Origin of the sequence: Thorsellia anophelis DSM 18579, from assembly GCF_900111395.1 — a bacterium.
GTDB classification, from domain to species: domain Bacteria; phylum Pseudomonadota; class Gammaproteobacteria; order Enterobacterales; family Thorselliaceae; genus Thorsellia; species Thorsellia anophelis.
On sequence record NZ_FOHV01000031.1, the window covers coordinates 1 to 26,958 of the forward strand.

The window sequence follows — 26,958 nt, forward strand, 5'->3', positions numbered from 1 at the left end:
GGATAAGACGTAGACTCAGGGCAGTTCAACTTAAAAGTTGGAAAAAGCCAAGCAGGCTTCACCGACGATTAAGACAGCTTGGGTACAAAGGTACATTCAAATTTATCAAGATGAATAGCTGGAGGAACGCTTGTAGTCCGCTAGCACATTATGCAATGCCTAATAAATGGTTTGAAGAACTCAAACTATTTGACTTAACAAGCTTGTATAAGTAAAGAACGTCTAACAAAAACGTTAGATATTTATTGGTATGAGCCGTATACGAGGTCCGTACGTACGGTTCTGTGAGAGGGATAAGACGGTAACGTCTTACCCTACTCGATGTTAATAGTGTTGCGAAAGGTACAATTAATTTTGATTTTTGATGAAATCAATTAAATCGGTAATAGCAATTAACTGTTTTTCACCTGTTCTACGATTCTTATACTCAATTTGGTTATTATCTAAATTACGATCACCAATAACAATCGTGTGCGGAATACCAATCAATTCTATGTCTGCAAACATCACTCCTGGGCGTTCATCTCTATCATCAAACAAAACTTCAAGACCAGCATTGCTTAACTGTTCATAGAGAGACTCTGCGACTTCTTTTACTCTGAATGATTTTTTCATATTCATTGGCAGAATTGCTACATCAAAGGGAGCCAGTGCACTAGGCCAAGTTATGCCATATTCATCATGATTTTGCTCGATAGCGGCAGCAACAACTCGGGTTACCCCAATACCATAACATCCCATGGTTAATACTTGATTCTTTCCATCTTCGCCCTGGACAGTAGCTTTCATAGCTTTAGAGTAAACATCTCCAAGTTGGAAGATATGACCGACTTCAATGCCTCGCTTAATCATTAACGTGCCTTTACCATCTGGACTAGGATCACCTTCCACTACATTTCTGATATCTTCAACTCTGGTTGGAAGTGGCAAATCTCTTCCCCAATTTACACCAAAGTAATGTTTACCATCAATATTTGCTCCTATACCAAAATCACTCATAACTGCAACTGCTCTATCAGTGATGATAGGAAAAGGTAGGTTAATTGGCCCTAACGAACCTACACCAGCCCCTATTGTAGACTTAATATCATTTTCATTAGCGAAAGTTAAAGGAGATGCTATTTCAGGTAATTTTTCAGCTTTTATCTCATTGAGTGAATGATCGCCTCTCACTAGTAGTGCTATTAATTTATGTCCTGTTTCTTTTGTATAGGCTTCATCTGCTAGCACAATAAGTGTTTTAACCGTTTTTTCAATAGGCAAATTATGTTGTTCAACTAAATCAGCAATCGTTTTAGCATTCGGCGTTTCAACAAGGGTCATTTCAGCAGTTGCAACATCTGGGGATGTTTTTATACATACAGCTTCAGCTAACTCTATGTTTGCAGCATAGTCTGATTCAGTAGAAAAAACGATATCATCCTCACCACTGTTTGCAAGTACTTGGAATTCATGAGATGCACTTCCGCCTATTGAACCTGTGTCTGCATCTACTGCTCTGAAGTCTAAACCTAATCGGGTAAATATAGCGCTATAAGCATGATACATTGCATCATAGGTTTCTTGAAGAGATGCTTGAGTAGTATGGAAAGAATAGGCATCTTTCATAATGAATTCGCGTGAACGCATCACACCAAATCTAGGGCGAACTTCGTCTCTAAATTTAGTTTGGATTTGATAAACGTTAATTGGTAGTTGTTTATAAGAATTAATTTCATTACGAATTAAATCAGTTACCACTTCTTCGTGTGTTGGACCTAAAACAAATGGTCTATCGCCTCTATCAACAAAACGGAGTAACTCAGGGCCATAATCATCCCATCTTTCACTTTCAATCCATAAGTCTGCAGGCTGAACAACAGGCATTGAAATTTCAATTGCACCAGCGCGATTCATCTCTTCACGAACGACTTTAGAAACTTTATTTAGAACTCGTAATCCAGTTGGTAACCAAGTGTACATACCCGAAGCAAGACGTCTTATCATGCCTGCTCTTAGCATTAATTGATGACTAATTACTTCAGCATCAGCCGGCGTTTCTTTTAGAGTAGCTAAAAGATAGTTGGACGTGCGCATTTTATATTCCTTAATTGTAATTTAATAATAAATGATGATTAACCAAATTTTAAAATTTGGAGTAAATATTGACCATATTGTGTTTTACTCAATGATTTTGCTTCAGTCTCTAATTGCTCTTTTGTGAGCCAGCCTTGCCTAAAACCTATTTCCTCTAAGCAGGCTACTTTAAAACCTTGGCGTTTTTCAATCGTGCTGATAAATTGTGATGCATCTAATAGGCTTTCATGGGTTCCGGTGTCTAGCCATGCAAAGCCCCTACCTAATAACTGTACATTAAGTTTACCCGCTTCTAAGTACATTTGATTTAGTGTCGTAATTTCCAATTCACCACGATGTGAGGGTTTAACTTGTTTAGCCATTTCAACGACATCTTTATCATAAAAATATAAACCCGTCACTGCCCAGTTAGATTTAGGTTGAGCGGGTTTTTCTTCAATAGAAAGGGCTTTGTATTGACCATCAAACTCTACAACTCCAAATCTTTCCGGATCCATGACTTGATAACCAAAAACAGTCGCACCTGACTCTCTAGAAGTTGCTTGCGCAAGCTTATCAGCAAAACCTTGCCCATAATAAATGTTATCGCCTAAAACTAAGGCGCAGCGCTGGTGATTAATGAACTCTTCACCAATTAAAAATGCTTGAGCAAGGCCATCTGGACTGGGTTGAATTTCGTAGGATAATTTAATACCAAATTGAGTTCCATCACCTAGTAAGCGCTGGAAAGAGGGCATATCTTCAGGTGTAGTAATAATCAAAATATCTCTAATTCCAGCTAGCATTAATACCGAAATCGGATAGTAAATCATAGGTTTATCATAAATAGGTAATAATTGTTTTGATACACCTCTAGTAATTGGATGGAGTCTTGTACCTGAACCACCTGCTAAAACGATGCCTTTAATATTTTGTTGTGGGTTGATGGTGCTCATATTGTTATTCTCTTTTTTATTAAACTTAAAAATAATTAAAATCTATCTTTTAAGATGATACACCTAATCGCTCACCTGCATAAGAACCATTACGCACTCTTTGCCACCATGTTTGATTTGTTAAGTACCACTGAACTGTTTTGCGAATTCCACTTTCAAATGTTTCAGCTGGCACCCAACCAAGGTCTCTTTCAATTTTAGATGCATCAATAGCATAACGCATATCATGTCCAGGTCTATCTTTAACAAATGTAATCAAATCTTCGTAGCGTGCAATGTTATTAGGTTTGTTAGGCACTAATTCCTCTAATAATGAACATATCACCCTGACAACATCGATATTTTTACGTTCGTTATGTCCACCAATATTATAGGTTTCACCTATCACGCCACGCGTGACAACGGTATAAAGCGCTGCGGCATGATCCTCTACATATAGCCAATCTCTAATTTGTCCACCATCACCATAAACAGGTAAAGGCTTACCTTCTAATGCATTTAAAATAATCAATGGGATTAATTTTTCAGGAAAATGATATGGTCCATAGTTATTTGAACAATTAGTCACTATTGTGGGTAAACCATATGTTCTTTGCCAAGCTCGAACGAGATGATCACTTGATGCTTTAGAAGCAGAGTAGGGGCTACTCGGTGCATATGGTGTTGTTTCAGTAAATAAATCATCAGTACCATGCAAATCTCCATATACTTCATCAGTTGAAATATGATGAAATCTAAAGGAAGCCTTATCTTGTTCATTTAAATGATTAAAATAAAGCCTAGCAGCTTCTAATAAAGTGTAGGTACCTATGATATTGGTTTCAATAAAAGCAGAAGGACCATCAATTGATCTATCTACATGGCTTTCTGCTGCTAAATGCATAATCGCTTTAGGTTGATAGGTCGTTAGGATATCATCTATTTGTTTTCTATCACAAATATCTGCTTTAATAAATTCATATCGATCATGCCCCTCAAACATAGCTAAAGAGTCTAAATTACCTGCATAAGTAAGTTTGTCGACAACGATGACACTATCTTGTGTGTGATTAAGTATGTGTCTGACAACTGCTGAGCCTATAAAACCCGCTCCTCCAGTAACTAATATTTTCATTTTTACCTCTGATGATTAGTGTGCCGCGTCTCAATTATTCTTGAGAACACGGCTAAATTTCATAATAACAATTAAATGGTGTTATAATGTTAAGGTTTTAAAACTTCAACCATAGGTTCATTTGCAATCGAAACACCAACAACTCTTCTATTGTACATCGCTTCTGCATACACTGGCGGAACTTTATATTTTCCCACATTGGTTGCCTTAATTTGATATACAAATTCATCTGTAGTATTTCTTGGTAGACCGTACATTAACACGCGATCTTCTCTAACATCTACATAATCTACTGACCATGTTTGACTAATTGCAATGCTAGATTTAAACGCATTAGTATCACTATCTGTGTCTTCTTCGCTTGGTGGCGTAGTTTGTTGAACAACTTCAAAACCACCAGGAAGGAGGTCTATTAAAGCAACAGATGTCTCACCTTCTTCTGCATTTGCTCTAATTTTAACATGTACATTTAATGTATCACCAAGCTTAACTTGGTTAATTACATCACCGTTGTCATTTGTGAAATAGCGCGAAACCTCAAGTCCATCACTAATAGATTGAGTCAATGGATCATGGTCATAACCTGATTGGCTCACACTATACCAAGCCGGAATATCAAGTTTATTATTAAACTCAATAGTTTCGGTTGCAAATGGGGTATCAAATGCATTATTAAAGGTGCCTGATACTAATAAACCTCTTAATGAAGAGATATTCTCAAGTGTCTTATTCTTTTCTTCATTCGTAAAGCTTCTTGCAATTGAAAGATTAGCGGAATCATTTGCTTGATTTTCAATCGCGCCCGTATATTTATCTAACGCTAATATCATCATTGCAGATGAAAGGGTTGTAAAACGTTCTTCCATCAAAGCAATTTGCATATTATCTAGGACTTGTGGAGGCAAATCTTCTAATTTTTCAGGGAAATGCTGAGCTAATAGATAAAGTCTATTAGCATCAACAACAAGCGGATCCCAGTAGTCTTGATTCCACCAAGCTTTAGTATACGCTTTAGACATTTCTTTCCAATTCTCTTCAATACGTTTATTGGCTTTATCATCAAGTTTAAGTAATTTATACGTTGCCGCTAAATAAAAGGCAGTCAAATCAGCTTGATCATTATAATAATATTTACTAAATCTGTCTTCTATACTGGTGACTTGACTGGTCACAACTTCACCTTGTCTTGCAAGCAAATACGCAGCGTTAGCTCTGATTCTTAAATCGACTAAAGAGGTCAGGCGATCATTTTCTGCAAGTTGACGGAGATAATTATTTGCTTGATTAAGCATGCTGTTAGGAATCGCTATATTAGCATCTTGCGCTTCAAGTAAATAGGTAACTGCATGAACCGTCAAATAAGGATCTGGATTTTGTTGGATCTGCCATAAGCCAAACGCACCTTCACTATTTTGTCTTGTCTGTAAGATTTTGACAATTTCATCAAGTTTTACATCCATAGTAGCAATATCACTTACCGCAGAAAATTCTGGGTATTGCCTTTGAACTGCAAGAGGAATAGCTCTACTGACAATTTGCTCAGTACAAAGGTGCGGGTAATTATCCAAGTATTTAGATAGCCCAGAAGTGAAAATTAAAGGTGAATAAGAAGCTTTTGCATCATTTTGTGCAAAATTAGGATACACGGAACGGATATCTGACACCGATTGGGTCTTTCCATCCATTCTACCCATCTGAATTTGTGTTCTAAATGGCTCAGTTGGCCTGACTGATACTCCAATAGTTCGTTTGATTTTATTGGCCTCGCCTGTTTCATCAAGATATTCAGCATTGAAGTTAATTAGCGCACCGCCAAGTTCATCATTTGCGCGTAGGCGATAGGTCACAAAACTTTCTCTGTTTGAATTTATTGATAATTTTTGGATAGGCTCACCTAATATCGTTAACTCAGATGAAGTCTCTAAATTAATGAGCATGTCAGTCGCTTTATCAGATTCCAGATTATTAGAAATACCAACACTTATTTCAAATTCATCACCTGGTGCTACCGTTGTTGGTGCATTTGGCACTAAAATGACATCATCTCTGACAATTGTTGAGGTTTGAGCTATGCCCATTGTTGAATCTGAGACGCTGACAGCCATAATTCTGATGTTACCATTAAAATAGTCTGGTAATTCATATTCAAATGTTTTCTTACCATCAACCGTTACAATGCTAGACCAATAGGCAACAGGCTTATCACGTTTACGTTTAAACGGATTGAGATGTAAGTCCATTAAATCAGCGCCATCACCACCTGCAGCTGCAATGTAGGCATTAAGCTTAGAAAATTCGGGTAGTATTAAACTTAGAATTTCAGCACTTTTAACTTCTAAAGCCCGTTTTTTGAAAAAGGTATCAAGTGGATCGGCTAGTTTGTAGCGAGCTACTTGTAATATTCCCTCATCTACCGCAAATAGAATGATTCGCTGAGGAGAGTCAGTTGTGACTTCCATAGATAAAGTTTGACCTGATTTTAATTTCTTAGGCGCCGTTACATTAAATTCAGAGCGTCTATCGTCTAAAGAAATTTTAAACGGTAGGGCAGCGTAACTAAGCGGACTCATAAAGACTTCAGGAGAGTTTATATCTCTAATAAATTGTACGGTTACATAAGCATTACCTTCAAGATCGATATCTTCAGGTAACGTAATGGTTTGTACTGTACTATTTGAATCGCTTTTAAACCATTTCCAGCTGTATACTTTATCACGTTCAATTGCAATTAAACCACTACCAGCATATGGTGCTGATATGGATAAAGTAATTGGCTCGCCTCGTTTATAAGTGGATTTATCCAGTTTTACTCGAAGTTCTGCATTGCGATTTAAATCCCTAGAGATATCAGCATTACCTGCTACCGTATAGTTTATTCGGTTCAGGACTCGTCCTGAATCATCTTTTACAACTAATACGTAGTCACCTGCTTTTTGTGTATTTAATGCGAAGAAAGTGCCTTCATTGGTGATTTCAAAATCAGTTTGTTCAACCATTATTTCTTTTAATTTTGATTCGTATCGATAAGCACCTGATCTATCTTGAGCTAAAACAGAAAGATATTTTTGTTCATAAAGTTCTGCACTGAGTCCTTTCAGTTCAATTTTTGCAAGTTCAGGGTTAATCGCAATCAGATTAATTTTTACGTCACTTGCTTGATTGATAAAACTTAAATTTTGGTCATTTTTAAAACCAACTAAATACTCATATGGGGAAACTAATGCATGGCTAGTTGCAGCGACAGAACGACCTGCTCCTGCCTCAAAGGCTTCGACCAATACATTCATTTGATAGGTACCAGGCGCATAACTATCTAAATTTAATGGTATAGAAACATGTCCTGATTCATCAGTGAGTTGTTCCATGAGTTGTTCAACTACACCATCCCTATTAGGGGTATTTTCATAAAATTGGAATTGGCTATAACTATCAAAATAAGGGTAGATAGGTTTTAGCGTGAGTTCAGAGGTAACTCTTCTCTCTTCAGCTGGTGTGCCAAATAGATTTAGGACATTAACTTCAGCTGACAAGGTATTAGGACTAATCCAACCTTTATTTTTGGTTTTATTAGAAAGTTTAACATCAACTTTTAATCTATCTGGCTCAAATTCTTTAACATTGACTGAAATTGAATTCAATAACTGAAGATTACTATCTTCATCTTCCTTGTCATATGGGACAAGTAATTCAATACGCCATTCACCTGTTGGTGAATTTTCTGCCGTCGTGTAACTTATTTCATTTAAACCAACTTCATCAAGTGTAATATGCTTGGTAGCAACATTTACATATCTTGGATCATAAATTTCAACTTGAAGAGGAATGCCGGCTAGGGACTGTGTCCAGTCAGCTGATTTAGTAATTAAACCAATGTTAATCGTATCTCCAGGGCGATAGACTCCTCTATCTGAAAAAAGATGGCTTGATAGTTGTTTTTTATCCCTTGCATGGGATTCACCACCGATATCAAATCTAGAAAAATCTAACATTCTATCATGGCTATAAAAAACAGGTAAGAATGAAAAATCACCGCTAGATTCAACTAAGAAATGACTTGGTTTCTGTTCATGAACAAAATGAGCTAGAGATGGTAAATGCACGTGCCCAGTTTCATCTGTAGTAGCTGATAACAAAGTGCTACCATTGACCGCTATCACGCTAACTTTAGCATTAGCAATTGGAGTATTTTTACTGATGGATTGTGCAAAAAGGTGCCATGTTTGGTCGATATTACGTTTGGTGATAATTCCGATATCAGTCACCACTATCACGCGCTCATCAGTCACTGCTTCTTTTGGGATTGCCCCATCAATTTGATTGCTTCGTGTATACCAATCATAGTCAAGCCAATCTAAATCTTTAAATGGCGCTGCAAGTGTGGGTTGAATTTCATCTGATTCACCACTCCAAGGGCGTAATTTAACAATAAATACGCCTCTAGGATGCGACTGATCTTGGCTCAAAAAGTTTTTGAAATCAATGCTATCAAACAACACATTTTCAGATTTATACGTATTAAATTGTATGAATTTTGTGAAGTAGTCACCCAATCTTGGCGCTAATTGATCCGAATCATAGTCATAATCATACTCTAACCAAGAATCAAATTCTGAGCTTTTGTGAAATACAAAATGTTGAAGTTGTTCAGGTCTAATTCTATACAATTCAACTTGAGCGCCAGGGTGATTGCGAGTTGTAATTCCTAGTTTCTTTTCACCACTTAGCGGGAGAATCGAACCTTCACTGGTGAAGGTTAATTTTTTAGAAAGACTGTTTGTCATGACAATGCTACTACTGTCATTACGCATGAAATAGCCATTCGCTGACTTTAAATCTCTCGATTTAATTTGTACATAGACCCATCTATTTGCAGGCGCATCAATCACTAATGGAAATGCAATTTGAGGACTATCATCTTCAAATTCTGGGCGCTTAAAAGTTATTTTTTCATTCAGATCAGCATCGCTGATAGTTTCATCACTATAATTAAAATTCTCATATCCAGCATCTAGCCATTCCTGAATCTTTTTCTGACTGAAATTTGTTGGGAATTTTGGTAATAACCATATAGTGACAGCTTTATTAAAATCCTCTTGCTTGATAGGATCGTTAAATATGACATTTAGAAGTTGTTTGTCCTTTAAGCCATCAGTAACAGTTTCAGCTCTAACTTCTGAAAGTATTAATCCAAATCTATCTGGTATGCTTAATGAGCCAGTTTGTTTATCAGGTTGAGCTAAGGAGTGTGTCGCACCTTTTATATCTTTATTCAAAGTTAAAACGAGGTTGCCCGTTTCATCTGTTAATGGAATTCCTTGACTTTTGATGTAAGCAACGGTTTGATATTCAGAATCATATTCAACAGTGTAAGTGAGTTTGTTTTTTTTGTTGTTTGGATAATGAATAGTTAAATCAATATTTTTTTCAAAGCTATTTTTATCTACTGGTACAGGAAAATTGACTGTAAATATAGCATTGCGTTCATTTGTTTCCGGATTATGAGATAACGTTTTATCGGTTATTTCAGTATAAAAGTAAGGCATAGTGAAAGAAGTAGATAAATCTTCTTTATTCGCAAGTTGAGTATTTTCAGCTAAAAGTTTACTAGGGTTTAAATTAATCGTATATTCTTTGCCAAGAACAAAATTCTCATCAGCAGTAAATTTCAGATAATGATCACTAATCCATCTCCATTCACCTTTAAGATTAGGTACTATTTCTATTCCCTCTGTTATCGCTAACCCAACTTTATCAATAGGGGCGGCACTTACAGCACCGTAGCCATTTGTATCAGTGAAGTTTATTTCTAAATACTGTTTATCATCATATGGATAAGAAGGTTTGTATACATCATATTTAACTTCGGTAATGTTAATCGTAACAGGGGGAATAGGTGCAGGTCTATTTTGTTCTTGCACATAAAGATAGCATGCACCAAATGCTGTAAGGCTTAAAACAATCATAGCGATAAAAATTTTTAATGCATGCTTTTTAGCATTTTGCTCACATTTATTGAAAATATTGACGCAATGAGTCCACCAATTAGGGATCTGCCAATTAATTTGACCAATAATCGGCTTCAAAATGGCAAAAAATACCTTCAGTACTAGACCTGCAATTTTGAATATTAAGCGTACAAACAAAAAAGGCAAGCCTATAATAAAACGTAATACATCCATTTTGATCCCCAAAAATTAAATAGACATGAAATTAATTTGATTACACTTGCCTAATTGAGAAAGATATAGGCAAATTTTTTTAATACGATTTTTTATTTTTCTTTATCGTTAGATTCATTATTATTTGATGTGGCAATCCAAGCACTACTGTAGAGTGTTAAAATTGCAAACAAATAAAAAAACATCATCAAAGTTAATACGGAACCAAATACGACTGCAGAAGGTGATGCACTTAATAAGGGTAAAAATTTAGTCATTCCATATTTGATTATTTCAAATCCAATCGCAGCTAGTAAGGCTCCTCTAAACAGCGCTTTTCTCTTAGGTCTTTTATCTGGCAGCGAGATAAATACCCAAAGAAAAACAGCGTAATTAGCAATTAAGGAAATGCTCAGAGTAAAAAAACGCAATATATACTGTAAAAAAATACTATTTTGTAAACCAAAAAAATCAACTAGCCATAATTGTTTTGAAATGGCAAATGAACTGATTAAAATAGTTGCTATAGTTGCAAAAACTAACCCCACCAGAGAAATGAAATCTCCTAGATATTGTTTTAATAATGATGGTGAAGTTTCTTGACACAAAACTAAGCTTTCACGAGTTTGAAATCGAATCGCTTTTCGTAAGTTTGTCATCCAGCCGATACTTGAATAAAAAGCAATCGCAAGCCCAGTTAATCCAACAGATGTTCTTTGATTAATAGCTGTATCAATTATATTTTTAAGTGTATTTGCTAAGTTAGGGTCGCCAATATTAGTGACAATTTTATCTTTTATTTGGTCTAAGTATTCAGGATTGCTTATCAAAAAAGAGCCAAGTGCAGCAAAAGAAATCATTAATACCGGAATTAGGGATAAAAACGAAAAAAAACTAATCCCAGCACTGAGCTGCATCCCCATTCTTTCATCAAATCTTTGATATGCTTTAATATGATGAGATATAACTGGTAATGCTAAAAATAAATTGATCCCTTTTTTTATTGTTTGTAGCATTCCTTTTTACTTAACCTCTTATTTAATAAGAAAATCTCATCGCACATACTTTGTTGATTAATGTATTTTACTCTTTATGATTTGAAATTTAATAGGCCTATTATACCTCAATTTAAAGATGTTCATAAAATTATTATAATGAAAACCGATTCCCTTCAGATTATCAAAAATGAAGGGAATTTGGATCACTAATAATCTCTTAAATTTGTAAATACTGTCCGTATCTTATCAGCATCTTTAAGGGCTGGCTTATTTTCAACACCAGAGTTAAAATCTAATCCACCACAATAAAATTCAGCGGCTTGTTTACAATTATCAGGACTTAATCCACCAGCTAATAGAACATTATTTAAATTATCATTTTCATGTCCTTTAAATACGGCCCAATCAAAAGTCTGTCCTGAACCACCAGGGCCATGATCAAAAACATATTTATCAACATGTTCCCAGTCACGCTCTGGTAATTTATGTTCAATGCTGAGCGCTTTCCAAATTTGGCACTCTAAGGGGAGCTTTTTTCTTAGCATGGTAACGTAAGCTTGATTTTCATGGCCATGTAATTGAACAGCTGATAAATTTAGTTCTTTGACAACTGATGCAATATGATCAATGTTATCATTTCTAAACACACCCACGTAAGCTAATGGTGCCCCAGCAATAATATTTTTAGCTTGGCTCGTATTAATGTGTCTTGGTGTATTTTGTACGAAAATCAGTCCACCAAATATGGCCCCTGCATCAAAGGCAGCTTTTGCATCTTCAGCACGCGTTAAACCACAAACTTTGTTTGCACCTAAAATAATTTTTTTAATTGCCCCTTCAAGATCATCTTCTGCCATAAGAGCACTACCAATTAAAAATCCATCGACAAACTTAGCAAGTCTTCTTACATCAGAGTAATTACGAATGCCAGATTCACTTATGATAATTCTATCATTTGGTATTGTAGGTGCTAATTTTAATGATGTGCTTAAGTCAACACTTAAATCACGTAAATCGCGGTTGTTAATACCGATTACTTTAGCACCTAAATTGATAGCTCTTTGCAGCTCAGTTTCATTTGAGACCTCTGTTAAAATACCCATGCTTAATTCATGTGCAATGCTTTCTAATGCTTTGTATTGCTGGTCATCTAAAATTGAAAGCATTAATAAAATGGCATCCGCTTGAAAATGCCTTGCAAGCTTAATTTGATAACCATCTATAATAAAATCTTTGCATAAGATAGGTTGTTTGACTAATCCACTGACTTTAGGCAAAAAATGGTAATCACCTTGAAAGTAAGGCTCATCAGTTAGTACTGAGATTACACTCGCATAAGATTGGTAAGTCAGCGCAATTTTTTCAATATCAAAAGATTCACGTATTAACCCTTTAGAAGGAGAAGCTTTTTTGCATTCTAAAATAAATTGAGTTTGATTTTTATTAAATGCGTGATAAAAATCCCGGTTAGATGGAGTAAGGGTAGCTTCAAACTCTTTGAGAGGTAGTTTTGCTTTATGGCTCTCCAACCAGTTTAGCTTATCTGCTAAAATTTTTTCTAATACCGTTCCTTTTAGTGTTTCAGTTATTACATATCCCATATTTGCTCTCCTTTTTAAGATGGTACTGATTAATTGTAGTAGTTACTTGATTAAATAGATTATATATATTTTTCTATGTAAAACTGTGTTCAGCGTCAATAACTTTAGTTTCAGTCTTAAGCCTAAGATGTAATTAATTTAAAAAAAAGTGAGCATAGTTATTGTATAAAAGTTTTACACTAATTGAAAAAGAGACAATAACTAGCATTGGCCTTATTAATTTATGACCTTTAGATATGACCATTCTCGCCCCAAAAGTTGCCCCGATTACTTGCCCCAATAACATTATCAAACCAATATGCCAAACGATGTTTCCGGTAAAAGCAAAGAAAAGTAGGCTACCAAAATTTGACGTAAAGTTCATGACTTTCGCATGCGCAGTGGCTGAAATAAGATTAAATCCTATTAAAGTCACGAATGCTAAAGTAAAAAAAGACCCTGTAGCAGGTCCAAAAAAGCCATCATAAAAACCGATTAAAGCCGTAATAAGTCCCATAAATGCATAACTTAACCTTGGTTTTTGATCCTTTTCCCCAATTTTTGGAGAAAAAAGAAAATAACAACCAACGACAATAATGAGAATCGGAAGTAAGGTTTCTAATACTTCTTTAGATAAAAATCGAACCAAAGAGGCACCAATAATTGCACCTATGAAGGTGGTTAAAATGAGAAATTTACATTGCCATAGATCGATTGTTTTTTTTCTAACAAAATATAAACTAGCTGAAAACGAACCTCCAACGGCTTGAAGTTTATTAGTAGCAAGGGCTTCAGCTGGAGTCAAGCCAGAAAGTGCTAATAGTGCAGGAATAGTAATGAGGCCACCACCACCAGCAATTGAGTCGATAAAGCCTGCTATTAATGCAATGCTAAAAAGCGCTAAGAGTAACCAAAGTGTTTCGCTATTAAAAATAAAATTCATTAAATCCATTTTTTCCTCATTTCAGTTAAAGGTTGAATCTATCTATTCGATTTTATTTTGTTTTTTTATTATTTGAGTTATCAAAATATTTGCGCCCAATCCAAGCATTATAAGAAAAGCAGCTATTAACTCGACAGTTGTTAATTTTTCATCTAATAACCAATAAGCTGAAAGCATTCCAAAAACCGGTACGAGAAGGGATAGGGGAGCGATAGTAGCGGTGTCATATTTTTTGATTAACCAAAACCATACTCCAAAACCAAGTAGAGTATTGCCAATTGACTGCCAAAGCACGCTTAACCAAGCAGCAAAATTAGCATTCTGTATAGATTCAAATATTAGCTTACTGCCATCAAACCAAAATGACATTCCCAGAAGAGGAATGCAAGAGAAAAGTCCTCCCCAAATTAAAAAATTCATCATGTTAACTTTGCCTAATTTTCTTGCAACCATATTACTGCAGCCCCAAGAGAAGGCTGCCATTAATGCAAGAATGAGACCTAATGTTGTGATGTTAGTTTGTTCACTATTTTGATTATCGGAGGCAATTAAAGTGAAACCTATAACACAGATTAATAGTGCAAGAATTTGGAATTTATTTGGGACTTCCTTGAATATTAAAAATGCTAGAATTAAAGAAAAAAATATTTGAGACTGTACAACTAAAGATGCAATTCCAGGGGCGATATGTCCTTGCAATGCCCAAAATAGGAACCCAAATTGTCCCACTCCAAGGAAAATACCATTTGCTAACAAAAAACGCCAAGGTACATTGGGTCTTTTGAAGAAAAAACACCAGGGTAAAAAAGTAAAAACAAATCTTAAAGCAGCATAAAGAAAGGGAGGGAAAAATTGCAATCCAAAATGGATAACCACAAAATTTGTTCCCCAGATAAATGTCACTAATAGAGCTAAAGAAAAATGTGTAAGTGACATAAATATCCTCTACTCGCTAAAATGTTGACGTATTAATTCACAACGTTCGGGTATTGCTGGTGTCTTGTTTTGTTTATCATCAGTTTGATTTTCATTTGTTGATTTTTCTTTCGGATTAAACCAGCTTTCTAGCTCATTACCACATCCATCCCCTGCTGGAATAGGAGCTTGATTTTGGCAATCAGGCTCACCAACAGGACAGTTTAAGCGAATATGCATATGGTATTGATGATAGTGCCAAGGCCGAACATTTCTTAACCAAGTTCTATCGTTTTCACCGAAAAGAGTCGCATCGATGCATAATTGTTTTTTAATTGCTGGATTGACAAAAATTCGTGCGACCCTTTCATCACTAGCGGCAATTTTTATTAGGTCATAAATACTTTTTTGCCATTTTTCTTTTATTATTGTTCTATTATCATCATTTACTAATGAGAGTGGGGTAGGGTGTTTAAGTTTTTCTTCATGCCAAGGTGATTTTGGTAATTGCAGCCAAATATCAACATCTAATCCAGATTGATGGCTAGCATGCCCTGAATCAAATCTTCCTCCACCTGGCATTGACATGTCGCCTATTAATACCCAACCTAAGGATTTCATATTTACTCTATTTGTAAAGTCTTCAATGTAGCGAATCAGTTCTGGATGTCCATAATAACGGTTATTTTGCATTCTCAAAATTTGGTAGTGCTCAGAGTTATTATTTAATGGTTTAGCCCCAATAATACAACCATTTGAATACCCGCCGATTGATTCACTTAGACCATCAATCGGAGATGTCAGTGATTGCCAAAAAGTTGGCTTAGCTTGGCTAGTGAAGGTAATAGCGCTAAAGCCCAAAAAACAGCCTATCCATACAATATGCTTTAGGGTACGAACCATTAAGCTAAAAAAATTGCCTCTGCATAATAGGTTAATAATTTTAGCTCGCAATTTCGAAATGAAAAAAAACATTATTTTAGCTTAGGCACTAAAGACTGAACATCCGCACATTGCCCTCGATGTCTTAGGTAATGGTCCAATAAAACGATTGCAACCATGGCTTCAGCAATTGGAACGGCCCTTATACCAACACAAGGGTCATGGCGCCCTTTAGTAATAATCTCAGATTCTTGACCTGTTCTATCAATCGTTTTTCCTGGGGTGGTAATGCTTGATGTGGGTTTTAAGGCAATATGCGCTATAATGGATTGACCAGAACTAATTCCCCCTAAAATTCCGCCTGCATGATTGCTTGTAAAGCCATCTGGAGTTAAGGTGTCTCTATGTTCACTCCCTCGTTGATTTACGACAGCAAAACCGTCACCAATTTCAACGCCTTTCACTGCATTTATGCTCATTAATCCATGGGCAAGATCAGCATCTAATCTATCGAAAACAGGTTCACCCAAACCGACAGGTATATTTTCTGCAACTATTGTTATACGAGCACCAACTGAATCGCCTGATTTTTTTAATTCACGCAACAAGCTATCTAAATCGTCAAATTTTTCTGGGTCGGGACTAAAAAATGGATTTTGCTCAACATAATCCCAATCTTTTAAATCGCATTTAACTTCACCCATTTGAGATAAAAAAGCTTTTACCGTTACCCCGCACTGTTCAAAAAGATACTTCTTTGCAATCGCTCCAGCCGCAACACGCATTGCAGTTTCTCTTGCTGAAGAGCGGCCACCACCACGGTAGTCACGAATGCCATATTTTTGCTCGTATGTATAATCGGCATGGCCAGGGCGAAAAAGATCTTTGATGTTGCCGTAATCTTGAGATCGTTGGTCAGTATTTTCAATTAATAATCCAATGCTGGTGCCTGTTGTTTTTCCTTCAAACACACCCGATAGAATTTTTACTTGATCTGCTTCGCGCCTCTGTGTTGTGTATTTTGAAGTTCCAGGTTTGCGCCTGTCTAAATCATGCTGAATGTCACTTTCAGTTAATGACATGCCAGGTGGAATGCCATCAATGATACATCCTAATGCAAGCCCATGAGATTCCCCAAATGTGGTTACTTTAAAGAGTTGACCTATACTATTGCCTGCCATAAATATTGATTCCTTATCATTCTAAATGCTGTTAATTATTATTGTATTAGCAAAAAATTAAACCGGGTAGTATGCTTGTGCAATAACCCCTTCACCGCTGATGCAGATATCTGGCGTCAATAAAGAAATAAAACAAGACTCCCCAGGGTTGAGTTGAATTTGTTTTGAATCTCTTTGATTTGTTATCTCAATTTGTCCTTTTATACAAAAATAAATTGCAGCACTGGTTTGTTTTATTTCTTGAGGTTGTTCCAATTTCAGGGTATGGATGGCAAATGCAAAATCGTCAACAGGGATAGGGAAGACTGATGCCATACCTTCTCTATTAGCTTTCATTAATAATGAGTTAATGGGCTTAGGCATAAACTCTAAATTAGCCATTAGCTCAGGTAAGTTAATGTTTTTAGGAGTTAAACCAGCTCTTAAAACATTATCCGAATTGGCCATGATTTCAAGACCTGTGCCATTTAGATAAGCATGCGGGGTATTGGCATATAAAAACATAGCCTCACCAGGTTTTAATTGAACAACATTTAACAGCAATGGTGCAAACAAACCCGCATCTTCAGGATAAATCTCAGCAATCCATCCAAGCGTTTGCCAAGTCAGATGGTGGTTTTTACTCAAGGTTTCAAGCTTTGTTAATTTGAGTTTTAAAGTGTGTTTCAATTGGGCTAAAGTAGTGAGTTTTTCATCGCCTTCTAATTTGAGTAGTCCTTCAAATAAAGTTGCAAGTGCTTGTTCAGAAGGTGAAGTTAGGAACACTTTAATTAAAGGATGTATATCAGACAGTGGTGTTAATAACTCCGAGATATCATCAAGCGTTCTAAATGCATTCATAGCAATAAAATCGGTTAGCGCATAAATGAGCTCTGGCTTATGGTTAGGATCTTTATAATCACGAATAGGAGAGTCTAATGGAATATTTGCATCATTTTCACGTTTAAATCCTTTTATTGCAGCGTCTCTATTGGGATGAACTTGAATTGATAACGGTTCATTTGCACAAAGTACTTTGAATAAAAAAGGCAACTCGCCAAATTTTTTTGCTGCCGCTATTCCTAAGTGACCTTCAAGATTTTCTGCAAGGTAATCCCGTAATGAGATCATGTTATTCGGCTCAACAGATTGAGTTGCCATAGATTGGCTAAATAAAATTGGATTGGATTGGTTATCTGAAATCAACTTTGAGCTACTTTTAGGGTGCGCTCCCATCCATATTTCAGCCATAGGAAGAGATTCGGTATTTTTAATATTAAATAAATCAGTCAAGGCAGATTTACTACCCCATGCATAATTTTGAATAGTATTATGTAACTTATACACAAATAACTCCTAGGCTAGATAATTAGTTAAGACCTCTTCTCCTTACAATTTATCAATGAAAGTGAGGATAGGTAGGTTGAATTTGATTACAAATATAGAGCGTAAAACCTAAAATATGACAAGTTGACATTATACTCACTTTAGTTAGCTAATCAAAGCATTCACACAAATAGTAATACCATGATGCGAAGCCATTAATACTTGATAAGTATTAATGGCAATATTCTAAAAGTAAATGCCTAATCACTATCTGACAAATATGATAGTTACATGGGAATATTAAATAGGCATATTGCTTAAACGGGTAAAGCTGATTATCAGACAGGTTTTTTTAAGTATTTGCTTAACAAATTGAATATTGCTAATGTGATATTCATATAAGCGCAAATACAAATTCAAATGTTGCTTGTTGGTTATTAAATTAGTTCATCAAATAATCATGAATTGGGTGGATTATCAATCTACGCTTTATACATAGATTGATAATTAAACTTTTACTAACGACAAACTAAACTAAGCATCGCTCGAAGATTAGAGATCATTAACTCTATTCAGGAAAGTTTGCTCATCAATAACCTCTATACCAAGCTCTGTTGCTTTAGCTAATTTGCTACCGGCAGCTTCACCTGCAATGACAATGTCTGTTTTTTTAGAAACACTCCCACTTACTTTTGCCCCAAGATTTTGTAATTTGATTTTGGCTTCATCACGAGTCAGTATAGACAGTGAACCTGTTAGCACAACAGTTTTACCTAAAAATGGATTTTCTTTAATATGAGAAACGGCTAATTGTATAATAGGAGTGTATGTCACACCTATTTCAGCAGATAAAAGTGTTTCAACAATTTGCTTATTCTCAGGATTAGCGAAAAATTGCACAATATTTTTCGCAACCACTTCACCAACATCATTCACTTCTTTTAATGAATCTTCGTTTGCTTGCATAATTGCATCAAAGGTTGAGTAATGGTTACTTAAATTTAAAGCTGTAGATTCGCCCACATCTTTAATTCCTAGTGCATACAGCAACCTTGGAAGTGTGGTCGTTTTTGATTTTTCAATCGCTTCTAAAATATTATTGGCTGATTTTTCACCCATCCTATCAAGGTTAGCTAATATCCCTCGATTTAATCTAAATATATCAACAGGTGTTTCAATATATTGTTTGTCAACAAGTTGCTCTACTAATTTATCACCAAAACCATCAATATCTAATGCTTTTCTTGAAACGAAATGTTTTAATGCTTCTTTTATTTGCGCTGCGCATTTGCTACCTGCAGGACATCTGATAGCGACTTCAGTATCTGATTGCACTAAATCTGTCCCACACACCGGACATTGTTTTGGAAATATAATTGGTTTGGCATCTTTAAGTCGGTTGTCTGGAATAACGCTGACTATTTTAGGGATCACATCACCTGCTCTTCGAATGGTTACAGTATCACCTTGATGTATATCTAATCTAATTAATTCATCTTGATTATGTAAGGTAGCATTACTTACTATAACCCCAGCGACTTCAACTGGTTCTAGCCTAGCGACAGGCGTGATGACCCCAGTTCTGCCTACTTGATACTCTACATCAAGTAGCTTAGTTGTTACTTCTTGTGCTGCAAATTTATAAGCAACGGCCCATCTTGGTGCTCTTGAGACAAATCCTAGTTCTTCTTGTAGTGCAATGCTATTTACCTTAACGACAACGCCATCAATATCAAAACCAAGTAAATGACGCTCGGATTCAATTTCTTTAAAATAGGCTAAAATTGCATCACATTGATTTAATTGCTTAACCCATTTATTAATAGGGAGCCCCCATTTAGCTAGTTGCTGTAGTCTACCATAATGGGTGTCTTCTAGGGGGTGATTAGTTAATGAATCACCCGAAACAACTCCTATTCCATAAGCGCAAAAGGTAAGTGGACGCTTTGCAGTAATAGTAGGGTCGAGTTGCCTTAAGGAACCAGCTGCAGCATTACGAGGATTAGCAAATAATTTTGCAACTTGATCTTTTTTTGTTTGTTTTTCAAGTTGTATATTGAGCGCTTCAAACCCTGCATGGGTCATGTAAATTTCGCCTCTCACTTCTAGAATCTCAGGATAATTATCTCCAGATAGTTTAAGTGGGATCGATTTAATTGTGCGGATATTTAAAGTAACATCTTCACCAGTCGCCCCGTCTCCTCTAGTAGCTGCTTGCGTTAATATTCCCTGTTCATAGCGCAAACTCACTGCTAATCCGTCTAGTTTTAATTCACAGCAAAATGTCGTGTCTGTACTACCAAGTGTGGCTAAACGCTCCTGGGTTCTTTGAAAAAATGCCGAAAATTCTTCCTCGGATGATGCCTTTTCTAAAGAAAGCATAGGAAGTTCATGTGTGATAGTAGAAAATGAAGAGAGAGGCTTTGCTCCTACTCTTTGAGTCGGGGAGTCTGTTGTAATCAATTCTGGATGTAATTTTTCAATTTTTATCAGCTCATCAAATAGTTTATCATAGGTACTATCTGGAACTAGTGGTGTATCTAATACATGGTAGTGATATTCATAATCTCGCAATGTTTTTTTTAATTGTTCTAAATTTGCGTGTACTTCAGTCAAATTTTTCATTATCCGGTACCCATTTGAAAGCAATTATCATTATTTATATTTTAATGGTTTATGTATTTTTAAGTGTCGTAATTTTTGGCGCTATTAGTTTAGAATTAAATTAATAGCGCCCTAATTTAGTTTTGTACAAAAACGACTATACTCTGATGCGTTACTATGTGATAGCTTATGACTATGGCATAGATAAATTAAGTCATTTTATTTATTACTTTATCAAATCTTTATAATCCAGAATCTTCAGTTATTTCATCAAGACTTAAAGTAAAACTAGGGACAAAAACATCCATGAAATATTGCATTTCTGGGCTGCTTCTTTCTACCAAAGTGCTTTCAAGCCTAGTCTTTGCGAGTGAAAATTCACTATTGCCTGCAGCTAATTCCTCTAAGCATTTTAAGTAGGCGCATAATGTATCAGCTTGTTTTACAATGCCATAAATGGTTTCATCAACAGCATCCACATTTAATAACCACGCAAAATCTTGTTGCAGAGGGGCAGGGAGCATTGATAGCATTTTTTGTTCCGCAATTTGCTCAATTTTTTTATATTCTATGGCAATTTGTGGGTTATAGTATTTTATAGGAGTTGGCATATCCCCTGTTAATACCTCACTCACATCATGGTACATAGCATAAAGTGCAACTTTTTCCGCATTAATATTACCTTCAAAACAGCGATTTTTAATCACCGCTAGCATATGCGCTACAAATGCCACCTGTAGACTATGTTCAGAAACATTTTCAGTTCTAACATTGCGCATTAATGGCCAGCGATTAATGAGTTTAAGTCTAGAGATATGAGCCATAAAATGGCTCTTGTCTATCTTGTTTTCGGGTGTGTGACTCATATTGATTGCTTATTAACCTATGAAAATAAATTTTGCTAAAAAAAGAATTGATACGACTAAGACGCATAGGTTGATATCTTTAAACTTACCCATTCCAACTTTCATAATGCAGTAGCTAAAGAACCCAAAGGCAACGCCTTCAGTAATTGAGTAGGTAAATGGCATCATGACCGCAGCGATAAATGCTGGTACAGATTCTGATAAATCATCCCATTTAACCTCAATTAAACTTGATGTCATTAAAACACCAACATAAATTAGCGCACCTGCTGTAGCGTAAGAAGGAACCATGCCAGCTAAAGGTGAAAAAAATAAAACTAAAATGAACATAAGACCCGCAACAACCGATGTCAAACCGGTTCGACCGCCTACTGACGTTCCTGCAGAGCTTTCAATATAGGCTGTGACAGATGACGTTCCTAATAATCCACCAGCCATTGAACTTGCACTATCAACGTAAAGAGATTTTTGCATATTTGGGTATGTGCCATCAGTTTTTGCAAGTCCAGCTTTTGATGTGACGCCAATTAAAGTACCAGAAGAGTCAAATAAATTAATGAGCATAAAAACAAAAATAACACCAATTAGAGCAGAATCTAGGGCACCAGCTACGTCAACTTTACCAACAACACTCGTAATATCAGGCGGTAAGGAGACAACTCCCATAAATTTAACGTTAGGATCTACAATCAACGCGATGAGAGTGGTAATAATAATTGAAATTAATACTGCTGAATGAATTTTTTTAGCCGCTAAAATCACGATGATAAAAAAGCTTAAAAAACCTAATAAAAAGGATATGCTGGTAAAGTGTCCGATTTCTACAAGAGTAGCTGGGTTAGAAATGACTATCCCTGCATTTTTAAATCCAATTAACGCAATAAATAGACCAATACCGCTTGTAATACCGACTCTTAACGATAATGGAATTGAATTCATAATCCAATAACGTACCTTAGCGACCGTTAAAATAAATAAACCTACAGATCCTAAAAATACAGCACCCATGGCAACTTCCCAAGGATAGCCTAATTTGCCGACGACAGTAAATGCGAAATATGCATTAAGGCCCATCGCAGGGGCTAGTGCAACAGGCAAGTTGGTAAATAAACCCATGCAAATAGAGCCAATTGCCGCGATGATTGCTGTAGTGACGAAAACTGCCTGGGTATCCATACCTGCAGCTCCTAGGACACTAGGATTAACAAAAACAATATAGACCATTGTTAGGAAGGTTGTGATACCCGCAATTATTTCAGTTTTAATGCTGGTATTATTTTCTCTTAATTTAAAAAAACGGTCTAAAACATTCTGTTGGGTTGAAGAAGGTGATGTGGCATTCATAAAAATATCCTAAAAGAACTTAAAAATAATAAGAGTATGCGAGCTGCTATCTCAGGTATAGACATGATTATAGCGTCAAGTTTGCCGCTATGACTAGTTAAATTGTGGTATTAAAATGAACCAATCTAAAATTGATTTTTTTATTCAATGTGTTATCAGTTAGCAATATTAAGGTAAAATACCAGATAATGGATTCCACTTATTCATCCCTTTTGTTATGGTCCCCCACCAATTTGAGGGTGCTAAATCTAATATTGCTTGTGCTGATGACTTGGACTCAAATCTAGCGAATATAGTTGATCCTGTTCCTGTCATTCTTGTATCTGCGTATTGACTTAGCCAAGTTATTGCTTTGTCAATTTCACTGTAGTGTTGACGTGCTAGCGGTTCAAATACATTATAGTAAGCGCAGTTTTGCCATTGTTCATATGTTTTAGGGGAAGATGTGCGAACTAGATTAGGGTCTTTAAACAATTCACCTGTAGAAACAGACGTGTTTGGAAAAATCAGTAAGTACCAAGATTCTTCTAGGCTAACAGGCGTAATGATTTCGCCAACTCCAGTTGCAAAGGCACTATGTCCCTCAATAAAAATAGGAACGTCAGCTCCAATTGTTAATCCAATTTTTGCAAGGACTTCTTTTTTTATATTTAACTTCCATAAATGATTCAGAGCTAGAAGTGTAGCAGCTGCATTTGATGACCCACCCCCAAGTCCAGCCCCCATGGGTAAAATTTTGTCTATTTCTATCGCAATATCACAAAGTGATTCGGTTAATTGATTTTCCTTTGCATATATCACTAATTGATTAGCAGCTTTGATAATCAGATTTGACGCTAATGGTTGGGAAGACAAAATCTGAGTGAAAGGGTTATTCAGAGTTTGTTTGCTATAGGTAAGGTTGATTGCAGGGTATTGTTTAGAATAATCAACCTTATTCATATTAGTTAAGTTTGCCTCAAAAGTTAAAGTATCCCCTACATCTAATAATTGAAACAATGTCTCAAGATTATGATACCCATCCGCTCTCTGGCTGGTAATGGATAAAAATAAGTTTATTTTTGCAGGTGATAATAGTCTTAAGGGCACTTGGTATACCTATGTGAATAAATTAAAGAAAGATTTAAGCTAGAGGGTTACTATCGCTAGCTTAAATGAATAGTATGCAATGCATAAGCGAAATTTTAAAAAAATATCACTTAGTTCAGTGTATTTAAGATTAAAGATTCCAGCTGTTGATTTTTAATTTAATTCTCAAACTTTCACCATTAATGTCCTGTTCAATTTCTAAATTGCTAGGTAAGGAAGGCGTCATATTTGTATTGTATGAGAGATATTTAATTTGCCATTTAGCATGAGTGTTTGGATCAATAAAAGTAGCTTTCTCAAGTAAATTGTTTGAGTTTAATATTAAATCAGTGGCTTCACCTGGTAATCCAAGCATCCAGAGTCTTAAGTTATCGATTGGTATATCCATTTGTGCTAAATCTCTAATCGCTTGTTGTGGATTAGAATGCAAGTGACTTGTACCTTTATCGTCAATTAGTTCAGATTGCTGTGCTGTTACATTCATAGAGATAACTGTCTGACCTAATGGATTGAGTAATAAAAGGCGGTAGGTATCATTATCAATTTGTTCCCAGAAAAAGCTTGCTGATTGTCGCATATCAGGTGCAATATATGCAAAATTACCCTTTGTAGTGTAATGGGTTAATTGTTTAAGTGCTTTTTGGTGAGTTTGCCAACCCACGTTATTAGATACATCTATAATAATATCATTAGGTTTAGTTTCTTGGTTGAAAATTCCGCATCCAGATAATATGAAAGAAGAGGATAACAGGAGCATGACTGCGGCTCTTTTAGCGTTGGTGCGTAATAGTAGGGTATTGCGGATACTATAAACTAATAACATTCTTATTTTCCTCATAAGCGAGTTGAGTTGTGTTTTTCTAATTAATATTTCAAAATTTATTGGTTAAACTTGATTCATGGCAAACTCAATGGACAATTCGTGTCAAATTCCTTACAATGTCATGAAATTTCTTTGCAAGATAGTTTCTCTATTTTACACGAAAAGAACTAATCGATTTAGCTTTGCTTTGGTTTATTTTTGTTATTAATGTTAGCTTAAGAGACTAAATACTAACGAACATATATATTACCGTGTTAAAAATTGATTCTCAATGCTTAAATATATGACTTGTTTAGTTTCCTTTGGATCTCTAATTTATTTGAGGTATAGAATGAAAAATACTAATTTATTCTTTTATTGTTTAATTTCATTAGCTATTGTTACCTGTAACGTGCATGCTGATTTTGTAGGTAAGAACGGGACTCAAAGTACTCCATATGATACTGTGAAATCAATTGTTGCCAACCCTATAGAAGACAAACAGGTGTCTTTAATAGGTAATATAATCGAAAAGATTGGGCATGAGAAATATCTTTTTACCGATGGTACACAAACTATTCGTTTAGACATTGATGATGAAAAATTCCCCATTGAACCTGTTGATGAATCCACAACTGTAAAAATTTATGGTGAAATAGATAAAGAATTTTTAGAATCACCTGAAATTGATGTTGATTTCATACAAATCGTTAAGTAAATAATCGTTTTTTTTTCAACGCGCCTATGGGCGCGTTTTGTGTTTAATTTAAGAGAAAAACTATAATGTTGCTTCTTGCTCTAGGCATTAATCATAAGACTGCACCTATCTCTGTCAGAGAGAGGGTGAGCTTTTCGCCAGAGCAAATGGAAATTGCATTAGAAGAGCTTTCTGCAAAGTTGTCTCTTCAAGGAAGCGTTGTTTTATCAACCTGTAATAGAACTGAAATCTATGTAAGTGTTACTAAGGGCGTTATTGAATCATTCGAACAAAAAGAACTGGATGATGAAAGTCAAAAAAATAAGGATTTTTATACTCATTCTGAGCGGGTAACAGAGCAATTACTTAATTGGTTGAGTGAGTTTCATGACATGAATATAGCTGATATTAAAAATAATATTTATTGTTATGAAGGCGAAGATGCCGTCAGGCATCTGATGCGGGTGTCTAGTGGACTAGATTCACTAGTGATTGGAGAACCCCAAATTTTGGGGCAAGTTAAAGATGCATATCAACTTGCGAAATCAAAGCACAAATTACCTCAAGCTTTTTCAAAGTGGTTTGAAAAAAGTTTTTCTGTTGCAAAACGGGTTCGAACGGAAACAGAAATTGGAGCGCATGCGGTTTCAGTTGCATTTGCAGCATGTAGCTTAGCTAGGCAGATATTTGAGGATCTAAATCAACTCAATGTACTATTAGTTGGCGCAGGCGAAACAATTGAATTGGTTAGTAGACATTTAAATCAACATGGTGTTGGTAAATTGTATATAACTAACAGAACGCAATCGAGAGCAGAGAATATCGCTAATCAAATTGGTGCAACTGTATTCCCGTTAACACAAATAGCAGAAAATTTGCATAAAGTTGATATCGTGATTAGTTCAACGGCGAGTAGTATACCATTAATTACAAAAGAAATGGTTAAATCCGCTCTTAAAATAAGGCGTTACCAGCCAATGTTGCTTATTGATATCGCTGTACCTAGGGATATTTCACCTGACGTTGCTGATGTGGAATCTGTATATTTATATAGTGTTGATGATTTACAAGAAATTATTGCGCATAACCAATCGCAAAGACTTCAAGCAGCTCAAAGTGCAGATGTGATTATCGAACAAGAAAAACATCAATTCATGCAATGGATTTCTTCTCAATATGCAACGGAGTCAATTCGTGAATTTAGGGCTAACGCTGAGTTAATTCGTCAAGATCTATTTGATAAAGCAAAAAATGCAATCGCAAATGGTTCAGATCCAATTGAAGAATTTGAAAAAATGAGTTTTAGATTAACTCAAAAATTACTTCATGCACCCACAACCGCACTACAAAAAGTAGCATTAGAATCTGATAAAACCGAATTTATGCATTTAAGTGAACTTTTGAAAATTACCCCACCTTAGCTAGGTTTAGCCGCAGTATGTCTCTATACACGATATAAACATATAATG

The 26,958-nt window shown here is 35.6% G+C and carries 18 protein-coding genes and 1 pseudogene; 3 read left to right on the forward strand and 16 right to left on the reverse strand.

The window, feature by feature from the left end; genetic code table 11:
• Positions 1-215, forward strand: a pseudogene (locus BMW37_RS12515) (hypothetical protein); the annotation flags it as partial.
• Positions 216-348: 133 nt separating this feature from the next.
• Here the strand turns inward: BMW37_RS12515 and proS are convergent.
• The 16 genes from proS to lolB form a co-directional block, all read right to left on the reverse strand.
• Complete coding sequence (gene proS / locus BMW37_RS12520) at positions 349-2,076, reverse strand: proline--tRNA ligase (protein ID WP_093321719.1); 1,728 nt, start codon at positions 2,074-2,076, stop codon at positions 349-351.
• A gap of 38 nt (positions 2,077-2,114) precedes the next feature.
• Positions 2,115-2,984, reverse strand: coding sequence for a glucose-1-phosphate thymidylyltransferase RfbA (rfbA, locus tag BMW37_RS12525; RefSeq protein WP_093321774.1), 870 nt, complete (start codon positions 2,982-2,984; stop codon positions 2,115-2,117).
• A 76-nt stretch (positions 2,985-3,060) separates the two neighbouring features.
• Entirely contained in the window at positions 3,061-4,125 is a 1,065-nt protein-coding gene (gene rfbB, locus BMW37_RS12530) for a dTDP-glucose 4,6-dehydratase (RefSeq protein ID WP_093321721.1), read from the reverse strand.
• An 89-nt stretch (positions 4,126-4,214) separates the two neighbouring features.
• On the reverse strand, positions 4,215-10,304 hold the full coding sequence (locus tag BMW37_RS12535) for an alpha-2-macroglobulin family protein (RefSeq protein ID WP_093321724.1): 6,090 nt from the start codon (positions 10,302-10,304) through the stop codon (positions 4,215-4,217).
• Between the two features lie 92 nt (positions 10,305-10,396).
• A complete protein-coding gene (gene yhjD / locus BMW37_RS12540) occupies positions 10,397-11,299 on the reverse strand; it encodes an inner membrane protein YhjD (RefSeq protein ID WP_093321727.1) in 903 nt (300 codons plus the stop codon).
• Positions 11,300-11,487: 188 nt separating this feature from the next.
• The gene (gene trpCF, locus BMW37_RS12545; RefSeq protein ID WP_093321730.1) at positions 11,488-12,882 is read right to left on the reverse strand and encodes a bifunctional indole-3-glycerol-phosphate synthase TrpC/phosphoribosylanthranilate isomerase TrpF; all 1,395 of its coding nucleotides are present in this window, start codon (positions 12,880-12,882) and stop codon (positions 11,488-11,490) included.
• A gap of 133 nt (positions 12,883-13,015) precedes the next feature.
• Positions 13,016-13,804, reverse strand: a complete 789-nt coding sequence (locus BMW37_RS12550) for a TSUP family transporter (protein WP_093321777.1) — start codon at positions 13,802-13,804, stop codon at positions 13,016-13,018.
• 42 nt (positions 13,805-13,846) lie between these two features.
• On the reverse strand, positions 13,847-14,740 hold the full coding sequence (locus BMW37_RS12555; protein WP_093321733.1) for an EamA family transporter: 894 nt from the start codon (positions 14,738-14,740) through the stop codon (positions 13,847-13,849).
• 9 nt (positions 14,741-14,749) lie between these two features.
• Positions 14,750-15,622, reverse strand: a complete 873-nt coding sequence (gene mepA / locus BMW37_RS12560) for a penicillin-insensitive murein endopeptidase (protein ID WP_093321780.1) — start codon at positions 15,620-15,622, stop codon at positions 14,750-14,752.
• A 71-nt stretch (positions 15,623-15,693) separates the two neighbouring features.
• Positions 15,694-16,782, reverse strand: a complete 1,089-nt coding sequence (gene aroC, locus BMW37_RS12565) for a chorismate synthase (RefSeq protein ID WP_093321734.1) — start codon at positions 16,780-16,782, stop codon at positions 15,694-15,696.
• A gap of 57 nt (positions 16,783-16,839) precedes the next feature.
• Positions 16,840-18,108 carry a mannose-6-phosphate isomerase, class I gene (gene manA / locus BMW37_RS12570; protein WP_093321737.1) on the reverse strand — a complete coding sequence of 423 codons (1,269 nt, stop codon included), beginning with the start codon at positions 18,106-18,108 and terminating at the stop codon, positions 16,840-16,842.
• A gap of 531 nt (positions 18,109-18,639) precedes the next feature.
• Positions 18,640-20,712 carry an NAD-dependent DNA ligase LigA gene (gene ligA / locus BMW37_RS12575; protein WP_093321740.1) on the reverse strand — a complete coding sequence of 691 codons (2,073 nt, stop codon included), beginning with the start codon at positions 20,710-20,712 and terminating at the stop codon, positions 18,640-18,642.
• A 221-nt stretch (positions 20,713-20,933) separates the two neighbouring features.
• Entirely contained in the window at positions 20,934-21,533 is a 600-nt protein-coding gene (gene yfbR / locus BMW37_RS12580; RefSeq protein WP_093321782.1) for a 5'-deoxynucleotidase, read from the reverse strand.
• 36 nt (positions 21,534-21,569) lie between these two features.
• Positions 21,570-22,901, reverse strand: coding sequence for an NCS2 family permease (locus tag BMW37_RS12585; RefSeq protein ID WP_093321742.1), 1,332 nt, complete (start codon positions 22,899-22,901; stop codon positions 21,570-21,572).
• Between the two features lie 168 nt (positions 22,902-23,069).
• Positions 23,070-23,990 carry a 4-(cytidine 5'-diphospho)-2-C-methyl-D-erythritol kinase gene (ispE, locus tag BMW37_RS12590; RefSeq protein ID WP_093321745.1) on the reverse strand — a complete coding sequence of 307 codons (921 nt, stop codon included), beginning with the start codon at positions 23,988-23,990 and terminating at the stop codon, positions 23,070-23,072.
• 130 nt (positions 23,991-24,120) lie between these two features.
• The gene (lolB, locus tag BMW37_RS12595) at positions 24,121-24,813 is read right to left on the reverse strand and encodes a lipoprotein insertase outer membrane protein LolB (RefSeq protein ID WP_177168668.1); all 693 of its coding nucleotides are present in this window, start codon (positions 24,811-24,813) and stop codon (positions 24,121-24,123) included.
• A gap of 331 nt (positions 24,814-25,144) precedes the next feature.
• Here lolB and BMW37_RS12600 point away from each other — a divergent pair, with 331 nt between their 5' ends.
• Both BMW37_RS12600 and hemA read left to right on the forward strand, forming a co-directional pair.
• A complete protein-coding gene (locus BMW37_RS12600) occupies positions 25,145-25,510 on the forward strand; it encodes a YgiW/YdeI family stress tolerance OB fold protein (protein WP_177168669.1) in 366 nt (121 codons plus the stop codon).
• 65 nt (positions 25,511-25,575) lie between these two features.
• On the forward strand, positions 25,576-26,910 hold the full coding sequence (hemA, locus tag BMW37_RS12605; protein WP_093321754.1) for a glutamyl-tRNA reductase: 1,335 nt from the start codon (positions 25,576-25,578) through the stop codon (positions 26,908-26,910).
• The last annotated feature ends 48 nt before the right edge of the window (positions 26,911-26,958 follow it).

Excerpts from the sequence above, each read along its gene's own strand:
- rfbB (WP_093321721.1), bottom strand. The coding sequence starts at position 4,125 with ATGAAAATATTAGTTACTGGAGGAGCGGGTTTTATAGGCTCAGCAGTT.
- hemA (WP_093321754.1), top strand. The coding sequence starts at position 25,576 with ATGTTGCTTCTTGCTCTAGGCATTAATCATAAGACTGCACCTATCTCT.
- BMW37_RS12585 (WP_093321742.1), bottom strand. The coding sequence starts at position 22,901 with ATGAATGCCACATCACCTTCTTCAACCCAACAGAATGTTTTAGACCGT.
- proS (WP_093321719.1), bottom strand. The coding sequence starts at position 2,076 with ATGCGCACGTCCAACTATCTTTTAGCTACTCTAAAAGAAACGCCGGCT.
- yhjD (WP_093321727.1), bottom strand. The coding sequence starts at position 11,299 with ATGCTACAAACAATAAAAAAAGGGATCAATTTATTTTTAGCATTACCA.
- BMW37_RS12550 (WP_093321777.1), bottom strand. The coding sequence starts at position 13,804 with ATGAATTTTATTTTTAATAGCGAAACACTTTGGTTACTCTTAGCGCTT.
- aroC (WP_093321734.1), bottom strand. The coding sequence starts at position 16,782 with ATGGCAGGCAATAGTATAGGTCAACTCTTTAAAGTAACCACATTTGGG.
- BMW37_RS12555 (WP_093321733.1), bottom strand. The coding sequence starts at position 14,740 with ATGTCACTTACACATTTTTCTTTAGCTCTATTAGTGACATTTATCTGG.
- mepA (WP_093321780.1), bottom strand. The coding sequence starts at position 15,622 with ATGGTTCGTACCCTAAAGCATATTGTATGGATAGGCTGTTTTTTGGGC.
- BMW37_RS12600 (WP_177168669.1), top strand. The coding sequence starts at position 25,145 with ATGAAAAATACTAATTTATTCTTTTATTGTTTAATTTCATTAGCTATT.
- ligA (WP_093321740.1), bottom strand. The coding sequence starts at position 20,712 with ATGAAAAATTTGACTGAAGTACACGCAAATTTAGAACAATTAAAAAAA.
- trpCF (WP_093321730.1), bottom strand. The coding sequence starts at position 12,882 with ATGGGATATGTAATAACTGAAACACTAAAAGGAACGGTATTAGAAAAA.
- lolB (WP_177168668.1), bottom strand. The coding sequence starts at position 24,813 with ATGTTATTAGTTTATAGTATCCGCAATACCCTACTATTACGCACCAAC.
- BMW37_RS12535 (WP_093321724.1), bottom strand. The coding sequence starts at position 10,304 with ATGGATGTATTACGTTTTATTATAGGCTTGCCTTTTTTGTTTGTACGC.